This is a genomic window from Hyphomonas jannaschiana VP2, assembly GCF_000685215.1.
Lineage (GTDB): Bacteria > Pseudomonadota > Alphaproteobacteria > Caulobacterales > Hyphomonadaceae > Hyphomonas > Hyphomonas jannaschiana.
Genome location: NZ_ARYJ01000003.1, coordinates 191294 through 205465, shown reverse-complemented (window position 1 = coordinate 205465; position 14172 = coordinate 191294). Strand labels below are relative to the sequence as shown.

The following is a 14172-nucleotide window of genomic DNA, read 5'->3' as shown; positions in this document are numbered from 1 at the left end:
TCTAGTGGTGATGGTGGTGCGGTTCGGTATTCAGCGCGCCGCACTTGCCGCACTTAACGATCACGCCATGCGCATCATGATGAGCCACGTCCACCAGCAGTGTCGTCTTGCACCGGCCGCAACGATAGGTCTCGTCCCCGCCACCTTCGCGCAGCGGGGTGCCCGCCGTGTGCTCCAGCACGTCGTGGCCAGCGGCCTGTTCGGGCGTAATCAGGATCATGTTGAACTGCGGCATGGGCACCTCTCTTTTCGCTCCACTGAGGCGCAACGGCCCGCCTTGTCAACGCTCGACTTTTTCCTTCCGGGAAAGCCCGCTCTCATGTATCGCTGCGCGCCATGACCGCTGACGCCCTCGCCCACGCCAGACGCATCGTCGTGAAAACCGGCTCGGCCCTGATCGCCGAGGACGGACACCCCCGGCATGCCTGGCTTGAGAAGCTGGCGGCCGACATCGCCGCTTGCCGGGCGCGCGGGCAGGATGTGATTCTCGTCTCTTCCGGCGCCGTGGCGCTCGGCCGGGCAGAACTCGGCTCCGCGGGCACAGCACGGCTGGACCAGAAGCAGGCCGCCGCCTCGATAGGCCAGCCGCGCCTGATGGCCGCGCTCGCCGCCGCTTTCGCCCCGCATGGGCTGACCGTGGGCCAGGCGCTGCTCACGCCGACCGACACAGAGATCCGCCGCCGTTGGCTCAATGCCCGCGCCACGCTGGAAACGCTGCTGGAAGCGGGTGTCGTCCCGGTGATCAACGAGAACGACACGGTGGCCACCGAAGAGATCCGCTATGGCGACAATGACCGGCTCGCTGCCCGCGTCGCCCAGATGATGGGAGCAGACCTGCTGGTTCTCCTGTCCGACATTGATGGCCTCTACACCGCCGACCCGCGCAGCAACCCCGACGCCACACATATTGATGTGCTGGACGCGCTGACCCCCGAACACGACGCCATGGCGACCGGGGCGAACGCTTCGGCCGGTGTCGGTTCCGGCGGCATGGTCACCAAGCTGGCCGCTGCCCGCATTGCGCATGCCGCGGGCTGTTCCACAGTCATCACCATTGGCAATCGCGAGCACCCGCTGCTGGCCCTCTCCGAAGGCGCCCGCGCAACGCTGATCCGCGCCAATACCACACCCGCACGCGCCCGTGAGGCATGGCTCGCCGGACACCTGCAGCCGGAAGGCTTCATCCTGGTCGACAAGGGCGCCGCGCGTGCCCTGAAAGATGGCGCCAGCCTGCTGGCCGTCGGCGTCACCGGCGTGGAAGGCAATTTCGACAAGGGTGCCGCCGTCGCCATCAAGGCACCGGACGGCAATATCGTCGCCCGCGGGGTCACCGCCTACTCCGCCGCCGACATCCAGCGCATCGCCGGACGCCAGAGCGAAGAGACCGAGACGATTCTCGGCTATCGCGGCCGCCCGGCCATCGTCCACCGTGACGACATGGTCCGCGCGTGACAGCCGTCCGGATAAGGCCCGCTACCGAAACCGACATCCCCGCCCTTGTGGCGCTGGAGCAAAGCTTTCCCGAGGAAGACCGCTTCCCCGCCCGCACCTGGCGGCGCCTGCTGCGCGGGCAATCCATGGCCTATGTCGCTGTTTCCGATGGTGAAATCTGCGGCGCGGCTGTCTACCTCTACCGCACAGGGACGAAAGTCGCGCGGCTCTACTCCCTGACCGTCGCGCCCAGCCATCGCGGAAAAGGCATCGCGTCGGCGCTTCTGGCCGCCGGGGAGACCGATGCCCAGACGCGCGGCTGTGACCGGGTGCGCCTTGAAGTGCGCCGATCCAATGCCACTGCAATCCGGCTTTACGAACGCCACGATTTCCGCGTAATGGCGCAAATACCGTCTTATTATCCGGACGGGGAAACGGCAGCCCGGATGGAAAAGCCCATCCAACCCTGAGGCACAGCAGATTCATGACCGACTGGGTCATTCTCGTTGAAAACGCGAACGATATTTCACAGGCCGAGACGCCGCACAAAGTGCTCCGCGTGGCGGACTATATCACCCGGCCGGCCCTGTTTGCCGGACGGCGCCCCTATATCCTGAATCTCTGCCGATCCTATGGCTATCAGTCCGAAGGCTATTACGCCTCCCTGCTGGCCGAGGCGCGCGGCCACCGCGTCAGCCCCAGCGTGCAGACCATGGTCGAGCTGTCGGCCAAGGGCCTCTACAATCACGCCCTGCCCGACCTTGGCGAGCGCCTCCGTGAAGCCCGGGCCAAGGGCGCGCCGGAAGTCGAAAGCCTGTTCGTCGCCTTCTCGAAGCCGGAGATAGCGGGATACGAACGCCTCGCCCGCGAAGTCTCGGACTGGTTTCGCGTCCCGGCGCTGGAGGTCGAGTTCGATCCGGCCGCGCCGCATGGCATCTCCCGCGTGCGGATGGTACCGCCGCAAAAGCTGAAAGGTGAGCGGCGTGACTTTTTCCTGCGCGCGATGGAGACCTATACCAGCGGCCGCATCAGCGAACCGAAGACCAAGGCCCCCGCCAAATGGGCCCTCGCCGTTCTGGTGGACCCGAACGAAAAACACACCGCCCCGTCCAAGCCCGCCTCGATCAAGCGCCTCGCCGACGTGGCCGCCAAGATGGGTGTGGAAGTCGAGATCATCGACCCGTCGGACCTGACCAGCCTCGCCGAGTTCGACGCCCTGTTCATCCGCGCGACGACGCAGATCAACAACTACACCTACAAATTCGCCCGCCGGGCGGAGCAGGAAGGCATGCCCGTCATCGACGACACGCATTCCATGATCCGCTGCACGAACAAGGTGTATCTCAAAGAGATTCTGGAAAAGGCCGGCCTGCCCATTCCGCAGACGGAGATCCTTGACGAGAAGTCAGACCTGGAAGCCGTGTTCAACAAGCTCGGCTCTCCCGTCGTCCTGAAAACGCCGGACGGCTCTTTCGGCTCCAACATGGTCAAGGCCCGGACGCTGGAAGAACTCAAGGAGGGCGTGAAGGCGATGTTTCAGACCACCGCACTCGTCATTGCGCAGGAGTTTGTGCCCACGAAGTTCGACTGGCGCATCGGCGTGCTGAATGGCGAGCCGCTCTATGCCTGCCAGTACAAGATGGCACGCGGTCACTGGCAGATCGTCAAACACGGGCCAGACGGCAAGACAACCGAAGGCGGTTTCAAGACCGTCGCTGTGGAAGATGCCCCGCCAGCGATCGTGGACGCAGCCGTCCGCTCCGCCCGCCTCATCGGCGATGGTCTTTATGGGGTGGACCTGAAAGAGACAGACCGGGGCGTGATGATCATTGAGATCAACGACAACCCGTCGATCGATCATGACGTCGAAGGCGCTGTCCTGAAGGACGAACTGTGGCGCCGCCTGATTTCCTGGTTCTCCACACGCCTTGAACAACGCATGGGCCGGATCGCCTAGAACCGGCCACCGCCGCTGACAACCTTCCTGTAGACCTCTTCGGTCATCGGCTCGTAACGGTCTTCCTCGGCATTGTAGACATAGAGCGGGTCACGCACCTGGTGTGGGTCGAACCCGTCTTTTACCAGCTCAAACTTCCGATACTTGAAGGTGCCGGTGGTCTCCGGTTCCTTCTGCACACGCAGGAAGACCGGAATGGCATATCCCGGCAGGCGTTCTGCCAACAGCCGGTGAAGACCAGCTATGTCGAGTTCATCCGACGCCGTGATTGCCGCCATGCCCGCTTTGCCATCGGCGCCGGGTACGGCAATTCCATAAACATTTGCCGTCTCCACGCCCTGAATGCGTGAGAAGGCCTCACCAACTTCGTTCGTGGCCACGTTCTCGCCCTTCCAGCGGAACGTGTCGCCAATCCGGTCGACGAAATAGACGTAACCGTCCTTGTCTTTCCGCATCAGGTCGCCCGTACGGAACCACATGTCACCTTTCTCGAAGACATCATGCAGTACCTTGCCGGCAGTATCTCGTTTGTCGGTATAACCTTCGAAACGCGTGCGGTTGTCGTCGCCGATGCGGCCCAGCACTTCGCCAACTTCGTCCACGCCTGCCCGCACGCAGAACCCGTCTTCGCCGCGAACCGGCTGTTCGGTTTCCATGTCGGGCTTCACGAACGCCACATGTGCAAACGGCTTTTTCATCCACGGCGGAATGCGGCCGCAAGCACCGATCTTGCCGTCGATATTCAGGAGGCTGACATTGCCTTCGGTGGAGCCGTAGAATTCCTTGAAATCCGATACGCCAAACCGGTCGGCAAAACGCGCCCAGACATCGCCGCGTAGGCCGTTGCCGAAGCCGCCGCGGATCTGATGCTGTTTGTCTGAAGGGCGCTCCGGCTGGTTCAGTAGGTAGCGGCAGATCTCACCGATATAGACGAACAGGGTCGCACCGTTCAGCGCCGCATCGTCCCAGAACCGGCTGGCGGAGAATTTACGCTCCAGGATCAGGCTCGCGCCGCACATCAGGGCCGCGCCGACCGCGCACACGCCGCCGGTTGCGTGATAGAGCGGCAGCGCCTCCAGGATACGGTCTTTCGGCGTGATCTCGCACGGGCCGATAAAATTGCGCATCAGCGTCCGTACGCGCGCATGGGTCAGCTTCGCCGCCTTCGGCATGCCCGTCGTGCCGGACGTATAGACGAAGAGGCAAGTGTCCTTGCCCTTCAGGCCCGCCCGGCGCAGGCGCGTCGGCCTGTGCGTGGGCATGTCCTTCAGATCCGTTCGGATGTCGCGGAAAACAGGGCTGTTGAGGGACCAGACGTCGAGCGGCTGCTCCAGGAATGGCTGGGCGCTGTGCACCGCCGCTTCAAACCCGGTGCCCGTAATCAGTTTTTGCGCGCCAACAATGTTCAGGCTGTAGGCCAGCGCTTCGCTGTCGAGATTCGTATTGATCAGCGCCGTCACCACGCCGACCTTGGAAAAGCCGACCCAGGCGGCAACATAATCCGGCCGGTTCTCCATCAGGAGCGCAACCACATCACCTTTCTTCAGGCCGCGCTGCAGCGCCCAGTGGGCGTAGCGGTTCGCGCGGGCGTCAAACTCGGCATACGTGGTCAGCCGGCCCTCGAAACGGAAGGCTATGCGGATCTCGTGGTCATCCACCGCCCGCTCGAAATCATCCGGCACGAGGAAATCGCTGTCGGGCGAAATACCTTTCGTCCATTTCAGGAGGCTAAGCGCCCCCGTCAGGAATTTCGCATCACGCTGCAGATTTGACAGGGCCTTCATCGACAACCGCCTCACACACCACCAGAATGTCGTCTGTCTGGACTCTAGCGGAACAGGGTGAATGGGCCGGTTCGGGAATCGTTGAAATTTCATCGATTTGCCCGCACACAGGACCCAAAAAACAGGCAGGGATTGCATCTGCGGCCGGGTCCTGTATTTGCTGCAGTGCACAATGGGAGGCAAACAAGTATGACTGATCCGGTAGGCGATCTGCTGGCCCTGCTCGACATCGAGCGGCTCGAAACTGACCTTTTCCGCGGCCAGAGCCCGGATGAGGAAGAAAGCCAGCGCGTTTTCGGCGGCCAGGTCATCGCGCAGAGCCTCGTCGCGGCCTACCGCACCGTGCCGGAAGACCGGCCCTGCCACTCGCTGCATTGCTATTTCATCCGGCCCGGTGACCCGAATGTGCCGATCATCTACCAGGTCGACCATTCGCGTGACGGCGGCAGCTTCACCACCCGCCGCGTCGTCGCAATCCAGCACGGCAAGCAGATCTTCAACCTCGCCGCCAGTTTCCAGGTCGTCGAAGAGGGCTGGCACCATCAGCACCCGATGCCCGAAGTCCAGGGCCCGGAAACCCTGGGTGACCGCGTCGAGTGGCGCCGCAAGTTCGCTGAGAAAGTGCCGGAACGCCATCGCGGCCATTTCCTGCGCCCGCGCCCCATCGAGATGCGCGAAATCGATCCGCTGGACCCGCTGAAGCCGGAAAAAGTCTCCGACCAGCAGAATCTCTGGTTCCGCGTGGCCCGCGAGATCGACGAGGCGCCGTGGCTGCACCACTGCCTCATGGCCTATGCCAGCGACATGGCCCTGCTGGGCACCGGCAATCGCCCGCACGGCATTTCCTGGATGACCGGAGAGCTGATGTCCGCCAGCCTCGACCACGCGATGTGGTTCCACGCACCGATCAAGTTCGACGACTGGCACCTCTATTCCATGGACAGTCCCTATGCCGGCGGTGCGCGCAGCTTCAACCGGGGCTCGATCTACACTCAGGACGGCCGTCTGGTCGCCAGCGTGGCCCAGGAAGGCCTGATGCGTCCGGCCCGGAAAAAGCGCTGATCACTGTTCGCAACCGCGAAAAGGGCTTGCACCAGCGAGCGCGATCATTACACCGGGAGTCCGGAGCGTAGCGCAGTCTGGTAGCGCATCTGGTTTGGGACCAGAGGGTCGTAGGTTCGAATCCTATCGCTCCGACCATTTTTCTAAGTGGCCCACAGGGACAGGCAAATGCAGGCGAGAATCTACAAGCCCTCCAAGAGCGCGATGACCTCGGGCCGCGGCAAGACCAAGGCTTGGGTGCTTGAATTCGTTAAGGAAAACGTCCACCGCACCGCCGACCCGCTGATGGGCTGGACCAGCATCGACGACACGTCCGGCCAGGTCCGCATCGAATTCGACACCCAGGAGCAGGCTGTCGAGTTCGCCAAGCGCGAGGGCATCACCTTCCGCGTCGAACCGACCCACGAGCGCAAACGCCTTGTAAAGTCGTATAGTGCTAATTTCGACGCCAACCGGAAACAGCCCTGGACGCACTAGTCGCGCATCCGGGTCCGGATTCGGCCCCGTAGCTCAGCTGGATAGAGCATCCGCCTTCTAAGCGGACGGTCGCAGGTTCGAATCCTGCCGGGGTCGCCAGATGCCTGCCAGCTTTCGGGCCAGCTTTCGGGCCAGTTTTCCGGATGGGCAGGCCGGAACCTGCCCACAATCCCTCTCCTGCTCCGATCAGATGTCCAGCACCATCTTCATGGCGCCTTCGGCCCGCCGGTCGAACAAATCATAGGCCCGCGCGCCTTCCGAGAGGTCCAGCGTGTGGCTGATATAGCGCTCCGGCTTGATCCGGCCTGACTGGATCAACGGCACGAGTTCCGGCCATTCCTGCGGCACCGAACAGGTTCCGATCCGGAAGGTCAGCCCCATGGCGAAGGCCTTGGCCATCGGGAAATCCATGGACCTGTCCTGGTTGACGCCAATCACCGACACAGTCCCGCGGCGCCCGGTAAGTCCGAGCGCCGCACGGATCGTCGCGGAATGCCCCACCGCCTCGATCACACTATCACACATGCGCCCATGCGTGGCTTCGCGAATATACTCCCGTGCCTCGGCCGGATTAGGCGTTTCCAGCCCGATGGCACGCCCCATGGCGCGGCGTTCCTCGACAAGGTCAATGCCAAACACGCGGGCCGCGCCCATCGCAAGCGCGCCCTCTGCGGCCATCAGGCCGATCGGTCCGAGCCCGACAACAGCGACGGTTGCACCATGCGCGATGTCCGCATTGCGCGCGCCGAACCAGGCGGTGGCAAGCGCATCTGTCAGCATGAGCGCCTGCTCCGCCGTGACGCCTTCCGGAATACGCGCCGCGTTGAAGTCCGCCGCGGGCACGCGCACGGCTTCGGCCTGGCATCCCTGCAGCGCGCTGGAGAGACCATAGCAGCGGCCCGAATTCGTTTCGCAATTGACGACATTCCCGGCGAGGCAGGAGCGGCACTGCCCGCAGCCGACCGCTGCCGAGATCATCACCTTGTCACCAACCTTCAGCTGGCGGACGGACCGGCCAATCTCGACCACTTCACCGACCGCTTCGTGGCCAACGCAATAGCCCACATCCTCAGAGAAGGTCTCCCCGTGATAGATGTGAAGATCGCTGCCGCAGATCGAGCATTTGTCGACCTTGATGATCGCGTCTCGGTCATCCTCAAGGACCGGGTCAGGAACGGATTCGAAACCAATGTCCTTCGGTCCGCGATAGACGAGTGCTTTCATGATGATCTTCCTCCCGTGCCTCAGCGAACCGGCATGGCGTTGTATTCGCGGATCTTCAGCTTGCCGAGCTGGGACATGTGGACCTCATCCGGGCCATCCGCGATGCGCAGGAAGCGGTTCAGCGTGAAGAAGCGCGCCACCGGCGTGTCGTCGCTGACGCCCATGCCGCCATGAGCCTGAATGGCGCGGTCGCACACGGTCTGTGCCATTTGCGGGGCGACGACCTTGATGGCTGCGATCAGATCCTTGGCATCCTTGTTGCCGAAACGGTCCATCGCGTCGGCGGCCTTTAGTGTCAGCAGGCGCGCCATTTCGATTTCGCAGAAGCTGCGCGCGATGTCCTGACGGATGGAGCTCTGATCGGCGAGTTTCTTGCCGAAGGCCACGCGGTTCTCGACGCGGCGTGACATGATCTCCAACGCCCGCTGAGCCTGCCCGATCGAGCGCATGCAATGGTGAATCCGGCCAGGGCCAAGACGCCCCTGCGCGATCTCGAACCCGCGGCCTTCACCGAGGATCATGTTCTCCTTCGGAACACGGACGTTCTCGAAACGCAGTTCGCACTCGCCGCCGGGGGAGTTCTTCGAACCGAACACGGTCAGGTGACGCACGATGGTGATCCCGGGCGTGTCGGGCTCCACAAAGATCTGCGAGTGCTGCTGGTGACGCGGATTGTCGAGCAGCGTCTTTCCCATGACGATCCAGATCTTGCAGTTCGGGTTCATCGCCCCGGAGATCCACCACTTCCGGCCATTGATCACATAATCATCGCCATCCGGCAGGATCGTCAGCTCCAGATTGGTTGCATCGGACGACGCTACCTGCGGCTCGGTCATGACATAGGCGGAGCGGATTTCACCGGCGAGCAGCGGCTTCAGCCAGCGCTCTTTCTGTTCGGGGGAACCATACTTTGCCAGCACTTCCATATTGCCCGTATCGGGCGCAGAGCAGTTGAAAAATTCCGACGAATGCGGCACCCGGCCCATGATCTCGGCCAGCGGCGCATATTCCATATTGGTCAGGCCGGCGCTGTACTCGCCGTATTCTTCCGGCAGGAACAGGTTCCACAAGCCTTCAGCCTTTGCATGCTCCTTGATCTTGTCGATCCCGGGCCAGCGTTTCCAGAGGTTCGCCGGGTCTTCGTCCCAGGCATGGTATTCTTCTTCTGTCGGATACACATATTTGTCGAAGAACGCCTCCACGCGGGCGATCAGATCCTTGGTCTTCTGGCTATGCTCGAACAGCATCCGGCTTCCTCCGTCTCATTCGTCTGTGTTCAGCTGATCCAGCGCAGGGCGCGCTCGAGCAGCCATATGGTTCGTCTGTGCAGATCGTCGCCCGTCGCCTTCGGCGCCTTGCCGGCGCAGGCACGCGCATAAGTCCCCTCAAGGATGATGCCCAGCTTGTAGCAGGCGAGCACGCCATACCAGTGGATGCCGGAGAGGTCGCGGTCCGACTGCGAGGCGTAACGCGCAACCAGTTCTTCCGCCGCCGGGAACCCCTCCCAGGGCTGGACGGCGACAGTGCCGGCATCGGAGCGCTCGGCCTCGTCCGGCCAGGTCGCCAGCAGCCAGCCAAGGTCCAGCAGCGGGTCCCCGACCGTGGTCAGTTCCCAGTCGACAATGGCGGCGAGCCTCGGTTCATCGAACCGGAACATCACATTGGCGAGGTGATAGTCGCCATGGATGATACCCGCGCGGAAACCCGACGGGCGATGATCGTCCAGCCAGTCGCCGATCCGGTTGACGCCCTGCAAATCCTTGCGCCCATCCCATTCCGGAATGTCGGCATAGCTCTCCAGCTGCCCCTTCCAGCGGCTGACCTGACGCTCGAGATAATTCTCCGGCTTGCCCAGCCCGGTCAGGCCGACGGCCACATAGTCGACCGCGCCGAGTGCGGCGATCCCGTCGACAAGAGACAGCCCCATCTGGTGGCGCAGCTCAGGTGAATGCGCGAACGGCTCAGGCAGGCCTTGTGTGGCATTGTAACCGTCTACCGGCTCCATCAGGTAAAAGGCGGCGCCGAGGACGGTTTCATCCTCGCAGGCGGCGATCAGGCCCGGATGCGGCACGTTCGTGCCCTTCAGCGCGGCCAGAACGCGCGCCTCCCGGCGCATCGTCTCATTGGAATTGGCCCGCAGGACAGGCGGCGGGCGGCGCAGCACATAGGTCCGGCCGGCCCGGCTGAATTTCAGCAGGATGTTCTGCGTGCCGCCGGCCAGGCGCTCGACGTCCGCGATCGGCCCGTCTCCCAGGCCGTTTACGTCCATCCAGCTGGCCAGCACGTCAAGATCTACAGGCGCGTCCATTCGCATCCCTCGATTAAGTCAATTGGATAATATGGTTGACGTGGAGACGAACGGATTGCAAGCCTTCCCCATGGTCCGCCTGCAGGAAAAAAATGAGAGTGATGCCGTCGATGCGCTGAAGCGTGCGGCGCTGAAACTGTTTGCCGAGCGCGGGGTCGATGGCGTCACCGTGCGCGAAATCGCGGCGGCGGCCGGCCAGAAGAACCACGGCGCCGTCGGCTATCATTTCGGCTCCAAGGCAGAGCTGATACGGGTCCTGATCGTTGACGGCGCCAGCCTGATCGACGCACGGCGGAACGCGGCGCTTGATGCCCTGCTCGCCATGGACCGGCCAGCCGAACTGGAAGAGATCATCCGGATCCTCGTCTATCCGTCGATCAACCTCGCGCCGCCCGGTGCGGAAGAGTGTTACAACCGGTTCGTTGTTCTCTTCGCCATGGCCCACCGGGACTTGTTCATGCGCGCGCTCGAAGACCGCTGGAACACCGGCTACCAGCGGTGCATCGAATGGCTGCGCGGCTGGATGGCGCACATTCCGGAACGCGACCAGACCGAGCGGATTGTTTTCATAGAGGCGTATCTCGGCGGCGTTCTCTCCGCCCGGGAGACCCGCCTGGCCGACTCAAGCCGGACTCACACGACCTGGTCGAGCGAGCGCGTTCTGGAACATTTTGTCCAGACGATTGCCGCTATCGTCCGCGCCCCGGCCATGGCGTAACGCCTGCCGCCCTGCATCATGATTTCCGAAACAGGACCGCGGGAGGGACAGCGCCCTCCCGCAAATCCGCATTCACTCCGCCGGGGCCGCCGCCGCTTCGTCGGCTTCCTGCTCTTCAACCTCCAGACGCCGGGCGACATCGCTCGGTGAACCGGAGCCGCGCGCGATCAGCGCATAGGCTGTCGGCACGATCAGCACCGTCACCAGCATGCCGGCCAGAACGCCGGACAGGATCACAACGCCGATGGCCTGGCGGGTCTCGGCCCCTGCTCCGCTGGTCAGGATCAGCGGAACCGCACCCGCTGCCGTGGTCAGGCTGGTCATGACGATGGGCCTTAGGCGGGTCAGGGCCGCTTCCTTCAGGGCATCGAGGAACTCCATCCCCTGATCGCGCAGCTGGTTCGCAAACTCCACGATCAGGATGCCGTTCTTCGCCGACAGGCCGATCAGCATGATCAAGCCAATCTGCGTGTAGATGTTCAGCGAATTACCCGTCAGGTAAATGCCAAGCAGGCCACCCGCCAGCGTTGCCGGAACCGTCAGCATGATGATGATCGGGTGCCGGTAGCTCTCGAACTGCGCCGCCAGAACCAGGAACACGATGATCATGCCAATGGCGAAGACGAACAGGATCGAGCTGCCGGAGCTCTTGAAGTCCAGCGACTGGCCCTTGAAGTCGATCTGCGCTTCGGCCGGCAGCACATCGCGGGCGATACGCTCCATTTCCAGCAGCACATTGCCGAGCGACGCCCCGTCCTCGAGTCCCGCCTCGATCGTGATGGAGCGGACGCGGTTGTAGCGGTTCAGCTGCGGGCTGTCGGCAATACCAACGATCTGCACCAGGCTGGAAAGCGGGATCAGGCTGCCGGACGTTGAGGACCGGACATAGATGTTCTGCACATCATTCGGTGAATTCTGCTCAGACCGCAGGCCCTCCAGGATGACGTCATACTCCTCGCCATTGTCGACATAGGTTGTCACCCGGCGTGAGCCGAGCATGGTCTGCAGCGTGTTGCCGATGTCGGCAACGGTAACGCCAAGGTCTGCCGCCCGGTTGTAATCGATCTGCACACGGTATTGCGGCTGGGTTTCCTTATAGTTCCAGTCGATGTCCACAAGGCCGGGATTGTTCTCCCGCAGCGCCTGCAGGAACGTGTCCCGCCACTCGGTCAGCTGCTGGTAATCCGGGCCGCCCAGCACAAACTGGACAGGTTTGCCATTCCCGCCGCCCAGGCCCTGCCGCATGATGGCAAAGGCACGGATTCCCGGCAGGTCGCTGAGCTTCCGGTTGATCTCCCCGATGATTTCATCTGCGGGGCGGCGCTCGCCCCAGTCTGCCAGCGAGACGACCACGAAGGCCTGGTTGAAGGCGTTGCTGCCGAAGCCCGGCGCCCGCACCAGCACGCGCCGCAGTTCCGGATTTTCCCCTTCGGTATAGGGCAGCATCCGGCGTTCGATCTCGTCGACATATTGTTTCATGTAATCGAACGAGGCGCCTTCCGGGCCGCGGACCATGACGAAGAAACTGCCCCGGTCTTCACGCGGCACATATTCCTGCGGCACGGTGCGCAACAGGCTGTAGGCACCGGCGAACAGGGCCACGAGGACAAGCCCCACGGCAATCGGGCGCTTGATGAGCTGGTTCAGCAGGACGGCATAGCCGCCCCGGAGTTTCTTGAACCCGCCATCGATCAGGTTCGGCAGGATGGCGAACACGCCGCGCGGCGGGGTAGCGGTCAGCAGCTTCGACGCCAGCATGGGCGTCAGCGTCAGGGCCAGGATGGCCGAGAACGCCACCGCCGCGGCAATCGCCAGCGCAAACTCTGTGAACAGGCGGCCGAGGTCACCTTCAAGGAACGTGATCGGCACGAACACGGCGATCAGGACCAGTGTTGTGGCAACCACGGCAAAGCCCACCTGCCGCGTGCCCCGGAAGGCCGCGACGAGCGGTGTCTCGCCATACTCCTCCATCCGGCGGTGGATGTTCTCCAGCACCACGATGGCATCGTCCACAACCAGGCCGATGGCCAGAACCAGCGCCAGCAGGGTCAGCAGGTTCACAGAGAAGCCAAGGGCGAACAGGACGATGAAGGTCGCCGTAATCGACACCGGCACCGTGATCGCCGGAACGATGGTGGAGCGGAAACTGCCGAGGAACAGGAAGATCACCAGCGTCACCAGCCCAACGGCAATGCCGAGCGTGACCCAGACTTCACGGATCGAGGCGCTGATGAAGACGGAGCTGTCATAGTTGACGACAATCGTCATGCCGTCCGGCAGGGTCGTGTTCAACTGTTCCGCCAGCGCCCGCGCTTCTTCAGCGACGGACACCGTGTTCGCCGTCGACTGTTTGACGACACCGAGGCCGACCTGCGGGACGCCATTCCCCCGGAACAGGTTCCGGTCTTCCTGTGTGCCGCGCTCAACCCGGGCCACATCGCCCAGCCGGATGAGATAGCCGTCGGTTCCCCGCCCGATGACGAGGTTCGCAAACTCGTCCGGTGTCCGGAAGGCCCGGTCGATCCGGACGGTATAGTTCCGCGCGCCGGACTCGACGCTGCCGGCCGGGGCTTCGACATTCTCCCGCCGCAGGGCGTTCTCAATGTCGGCAACCGTCAGGTTCCGAGCGGCCAGGGACCGCCGGTCGATCCAGACGCGCAAGGCATAGGACCGGTCGCCGCCAACCCGCACGCGCGCCACGCCATCCAGCGCGGAGAACCGGTCAACCAGGTAGCGGTCGGCATAGTCCGACAATTCCGGCGTCGTCATGTTGTCGCTGGCCAGGTTCAGCCACATGATGACGTCTTCGTTGTTGTCGGCTTTCTGGATTTCCGGCGGGTCTGCTTCGGTCGGCAGATTGTTCAGCACGGTCGACACGCGGTCGCGGATGTCGTTTGCCGCCGCATCGATGTCCACATTCACCGAAAACTCGACGCTGATACTGGACCGACCGTCGGTGGAGTTGGAATCGATGAAGCGGATCCCGGAGACACCGGCGATCTGATCCTCGATGATCCGCGTGATACGCGTTTCGACCACGTCGGCCGAAGCGCCCGGATAGTTGGTCTGGATGTTGACCACCGGCGCATCGATGTCCGGATATTCGCGCAGCGGCAGGCGCATGAACGACACGATGCCGAAAATCACAAGGACCAGCGAAAGGACCGATGCAAAAACCGGCCGCTTGATGGAAACGTCAGATAGCAGCATG

General features: G+C 63.1%; 12 protein-coding genes and 2 tRNA genes. 8 read left to right on the top strand and 6 right to left on the bottom strand.

Annotated features, from left to right (window positions below; translation table 11 throughout):
• Position 1: 1 nt before the first annotated feature.
• Positions 2-235, bottom strand: coding sequence for a hypothetical protein (locus HJA_RS05730; RefSeq protein WP_035579379.1), 234 nt, complete (start codon positions 233-235; stop codon positions 2-4).
• A 92-nt stretch (positions 236-327) separates the two neighbouring features.
• Here HJA_RS05730 and proB point away from each other — a divergent pair, with 92 nt between their 5' ends.
• Genes proB through HJA_RS05715 form a run of 3 tightly spaced genes read left to right on the top strand, consistent with a single transcriptional unit; the run spans position 328 to position 3388 of the window.
• The gene (gene proB / locus HJA_RS05725) at positions 328-1452 is read left to right on the top strand and encodes a glutamate 5-kinase (protein WP_422119970.1); all 1125 of its coding nucleotides are present in this window, start codon (positions 328-330) and stop codon (positions 1450-1452) included.
• Entirely contained in the window at positions 1449-1901 is a 453-nt protein-coding gene (locus HJA_RS05720) for a GNAT family N-acetyltransferase (protein WP_081814552.1), read from the top strand. Before proB ends, HJA_RS05720 begins: the two co-directional genes overlap by 4 nt.
• A gap of 14 nt (positions 1902-1915) precedes the next feature.
• Entirely contained in the window at positions 1916-3388 is a 1473-nt protein-coding gene (locus tag HJA_RS05715; protein WP_035579374.1) for a RimK family protein, read from the top strand.
• Here the strand turns inward: HJA_RS05715 and HJA_RS05710 are convergent.
• Positions 3385-5172 carry a long-chain-acyl-CoA synthetase gene (locus tag HJA_RS05710; RefSeq protein WP_035579371.1) on the bottom strand — a complete coding sequence of 596 codons (1788 nt, stop codon included), beginning with the start codon at positions 5170-5172 and terminating at the stop codon, positions 3385-3387. The two genes, HJA_RS05715 and HJA_RS05710, sit on opposite strands and share 4 nt — an antisense overlap.
• Before the next feature lie 189 nt (positions 5173-5361).
• Between HJA_RS05710 and HJA_RS05705 the strand changes: the two genes are divergently transcribed.
• The 4 genes from HJA_RS05705 to HJA_RS05690 all read left to right on the top strand — a co-directional run bounded on the left by HJA_RS05705 (position 5362) and on the right by HJA_RS05690 (position 6810).
• Entirely contained in the window at positions 5362-6234 is an 873-nt protein-coding gene (locus tag HJA_RS05705) for an acyl-CoA thioesterase (RefSeq protein WP_035579369.1), read from the top strand.
• Positions 6235-6295: 61 nt separating this feature from the next.
• Positions 6296-6372, top strand: a tRNA-Pro gene (locus HJA_RS05700).
• A 30-nt stretch (positions 6373-6402) separates the two neighbouring features.
• Entirely contained in the window at positions 6403-6711 is a 309-nt protein-coding gene (locus HJA_RS05695) for an ETC complex I subunit (protein WP_035579367.1), read from the top strand.
• Between the two features lie 22 nt (positions 6712-6733).
• A tRNA-Arg gene (locus HJA_RS05690) sits at positions 6734-6810 on the top strand.
• Positions 6811-6897: 87 nt separating this feature from the next.
• On the opposite strand, the gene HJA_RS05685 is transcribed toward HJA_RS05690, so the two are convergent.
• Genes HJA_RS05685 through HJA_RS05675 form a run of 3 tightly spaced genes read right to left on the bottom strand, consistent with a single transcriptional unit; the run spans position 6898 to position 10243 of the window.
• Positions 6898-7935 carry an alcohol dehydrogenase family protein gene (locus tag HJA_RS05685; protein WP_035579365.1) on the bottom strand — a complete coding sequence of 346 codons (1038 nt, stop codon included), beginning with the start codon at positions 7933-7935 and terminating at the stop codon, positions 6898-6900.
• Between the two features lie 20 nt (positions 7936-7955).
• A complete protein-coding gene (locus HJA_RS05680) occupies positions 7956-9182 on the bottom strand; it encodes an acyl-CoA dehydrogenase family protein (protein WP_035579361.1) in 1227 nt (408 codons plus the stop codon).
• A 29-nt stretch (positions 9183-9211) separates the two neighbouring features.
• Positions 9212-10243 carry a phosphotransferase family protein gene (locus HJA_RS05675; protein ID WP_035579359.1) on the bottom strand — a complete coding sequence of 344 codons (1032 nt, stop codon included), beginning with the start codon at positions 10241-10243 and terminating at the stop codon, positions 9212-9214.
• Between the two features lie 70 nt (positions 10244-10313).
• On the opposite strand from HJA_RS05675, the gene HJA_RS05670 reads away from it, so the two are divergent.
• On the top strand, positions 10314-10961 hold the full coding sequence (locus tag HJA_RS05670; protein WP_035579357.1) for a TetR/AcrR family transcriptional regulator: 648 nt from the start codon (positions 10314-10316) through the stop codon (positions 10959-10961).
• A gap of 72 nt (positions 10962-11033) precedes the next feature.
• Here HJA_RS05670 and HJA_RS05665 read toward each other — a convergent pair whose 3' ends face one another.
• On the bottom strand, positions 11034-14171 hold the full coding sequence (locus tag HJA_RS05665; RefSeq protein ID WP_035579354.1) for an efflux RND transporter permease subunit: 3138 nt from the start codon (positions 14169-14171) through the stop codon (positions 11034-11036).
• Position 14172: the final 1 nt, after the last annotated feature.

Excerpts from the sequence above, each read along its gene's own strand:
- HJA_RS05715 (WP_035579374.1), top strand. The coding sequence starts at position 1,916 with ATGACCGACTGGGTCATTCTCGTTGAAAACGCGAACGATATTTCACAG.
- HJA_RS05705 (WP_035579369.1), top strand. The coding sequence starts at position 5,362 with ATGACTGATCCGGTAGGCGATCTGCTGGCCCTGCTCGACATCGAGCGG.
- HJA_RS05680 (WP_035579361.1), bottom strand. The coding sequence starts at position 9,182 with ATGCTGTTCGAGCATAGCCAGAAGACCAAGGATCTGATCGCCCGCGTG.
- HJA_RS05670 (WP_035579357.1), top strand. The coding sequence starts at position 10,314 with ATGGTCCGCCTGCAGGAAAAAAATGAGAGTGATGCCGTCGATGCGCTG.
- HJA_RS05695 (WP_035579367.1), top strand. The coding sequence starts at position 6,403 with ATGCAGGCGAGAATCTACAAGCCCTCCAAGAGCGCGATGACCTCGGGC.
- HJA_RS05665 (WP_035579354.1), bottom strand. The coding sequence starts at position 14,171 with ATGCTGCTATCTGACGTTTCCATCAAGCGGCCGGTTTTTGCATCGGTC.
- HJA_RS05685 (WP_035579365.1), bottom strand. The coding sequence starts at position 7,935 with ATGAAAGCACTCGTCTATCGCGGACCGAAGGACATTGGTTTCGAATCC.
- HJA_RS05675 (WP_035579359.1), bottom strand. The coding sequence starts at position 10,243 with ATGGACGCGCCTGTAGATCTTGACGTGCTGGCCAGCTGGATGGACGTA.
- HJA_RS05710 (WP_035579371.1), bottom strand. The coding sequence starts at position 5,172 with ATGAAGGCCCTGTCAAATCTGCAGCGTGATGCGAAATTCCTGACGGGG.
- HJA_RS05730 (WP_035579379.1), bottom strand. The coding sequence starts at position 235 with ATGCCGCAGTTCAACATGATCCTGATTACGCCCGAACAGGCCGCTGGC.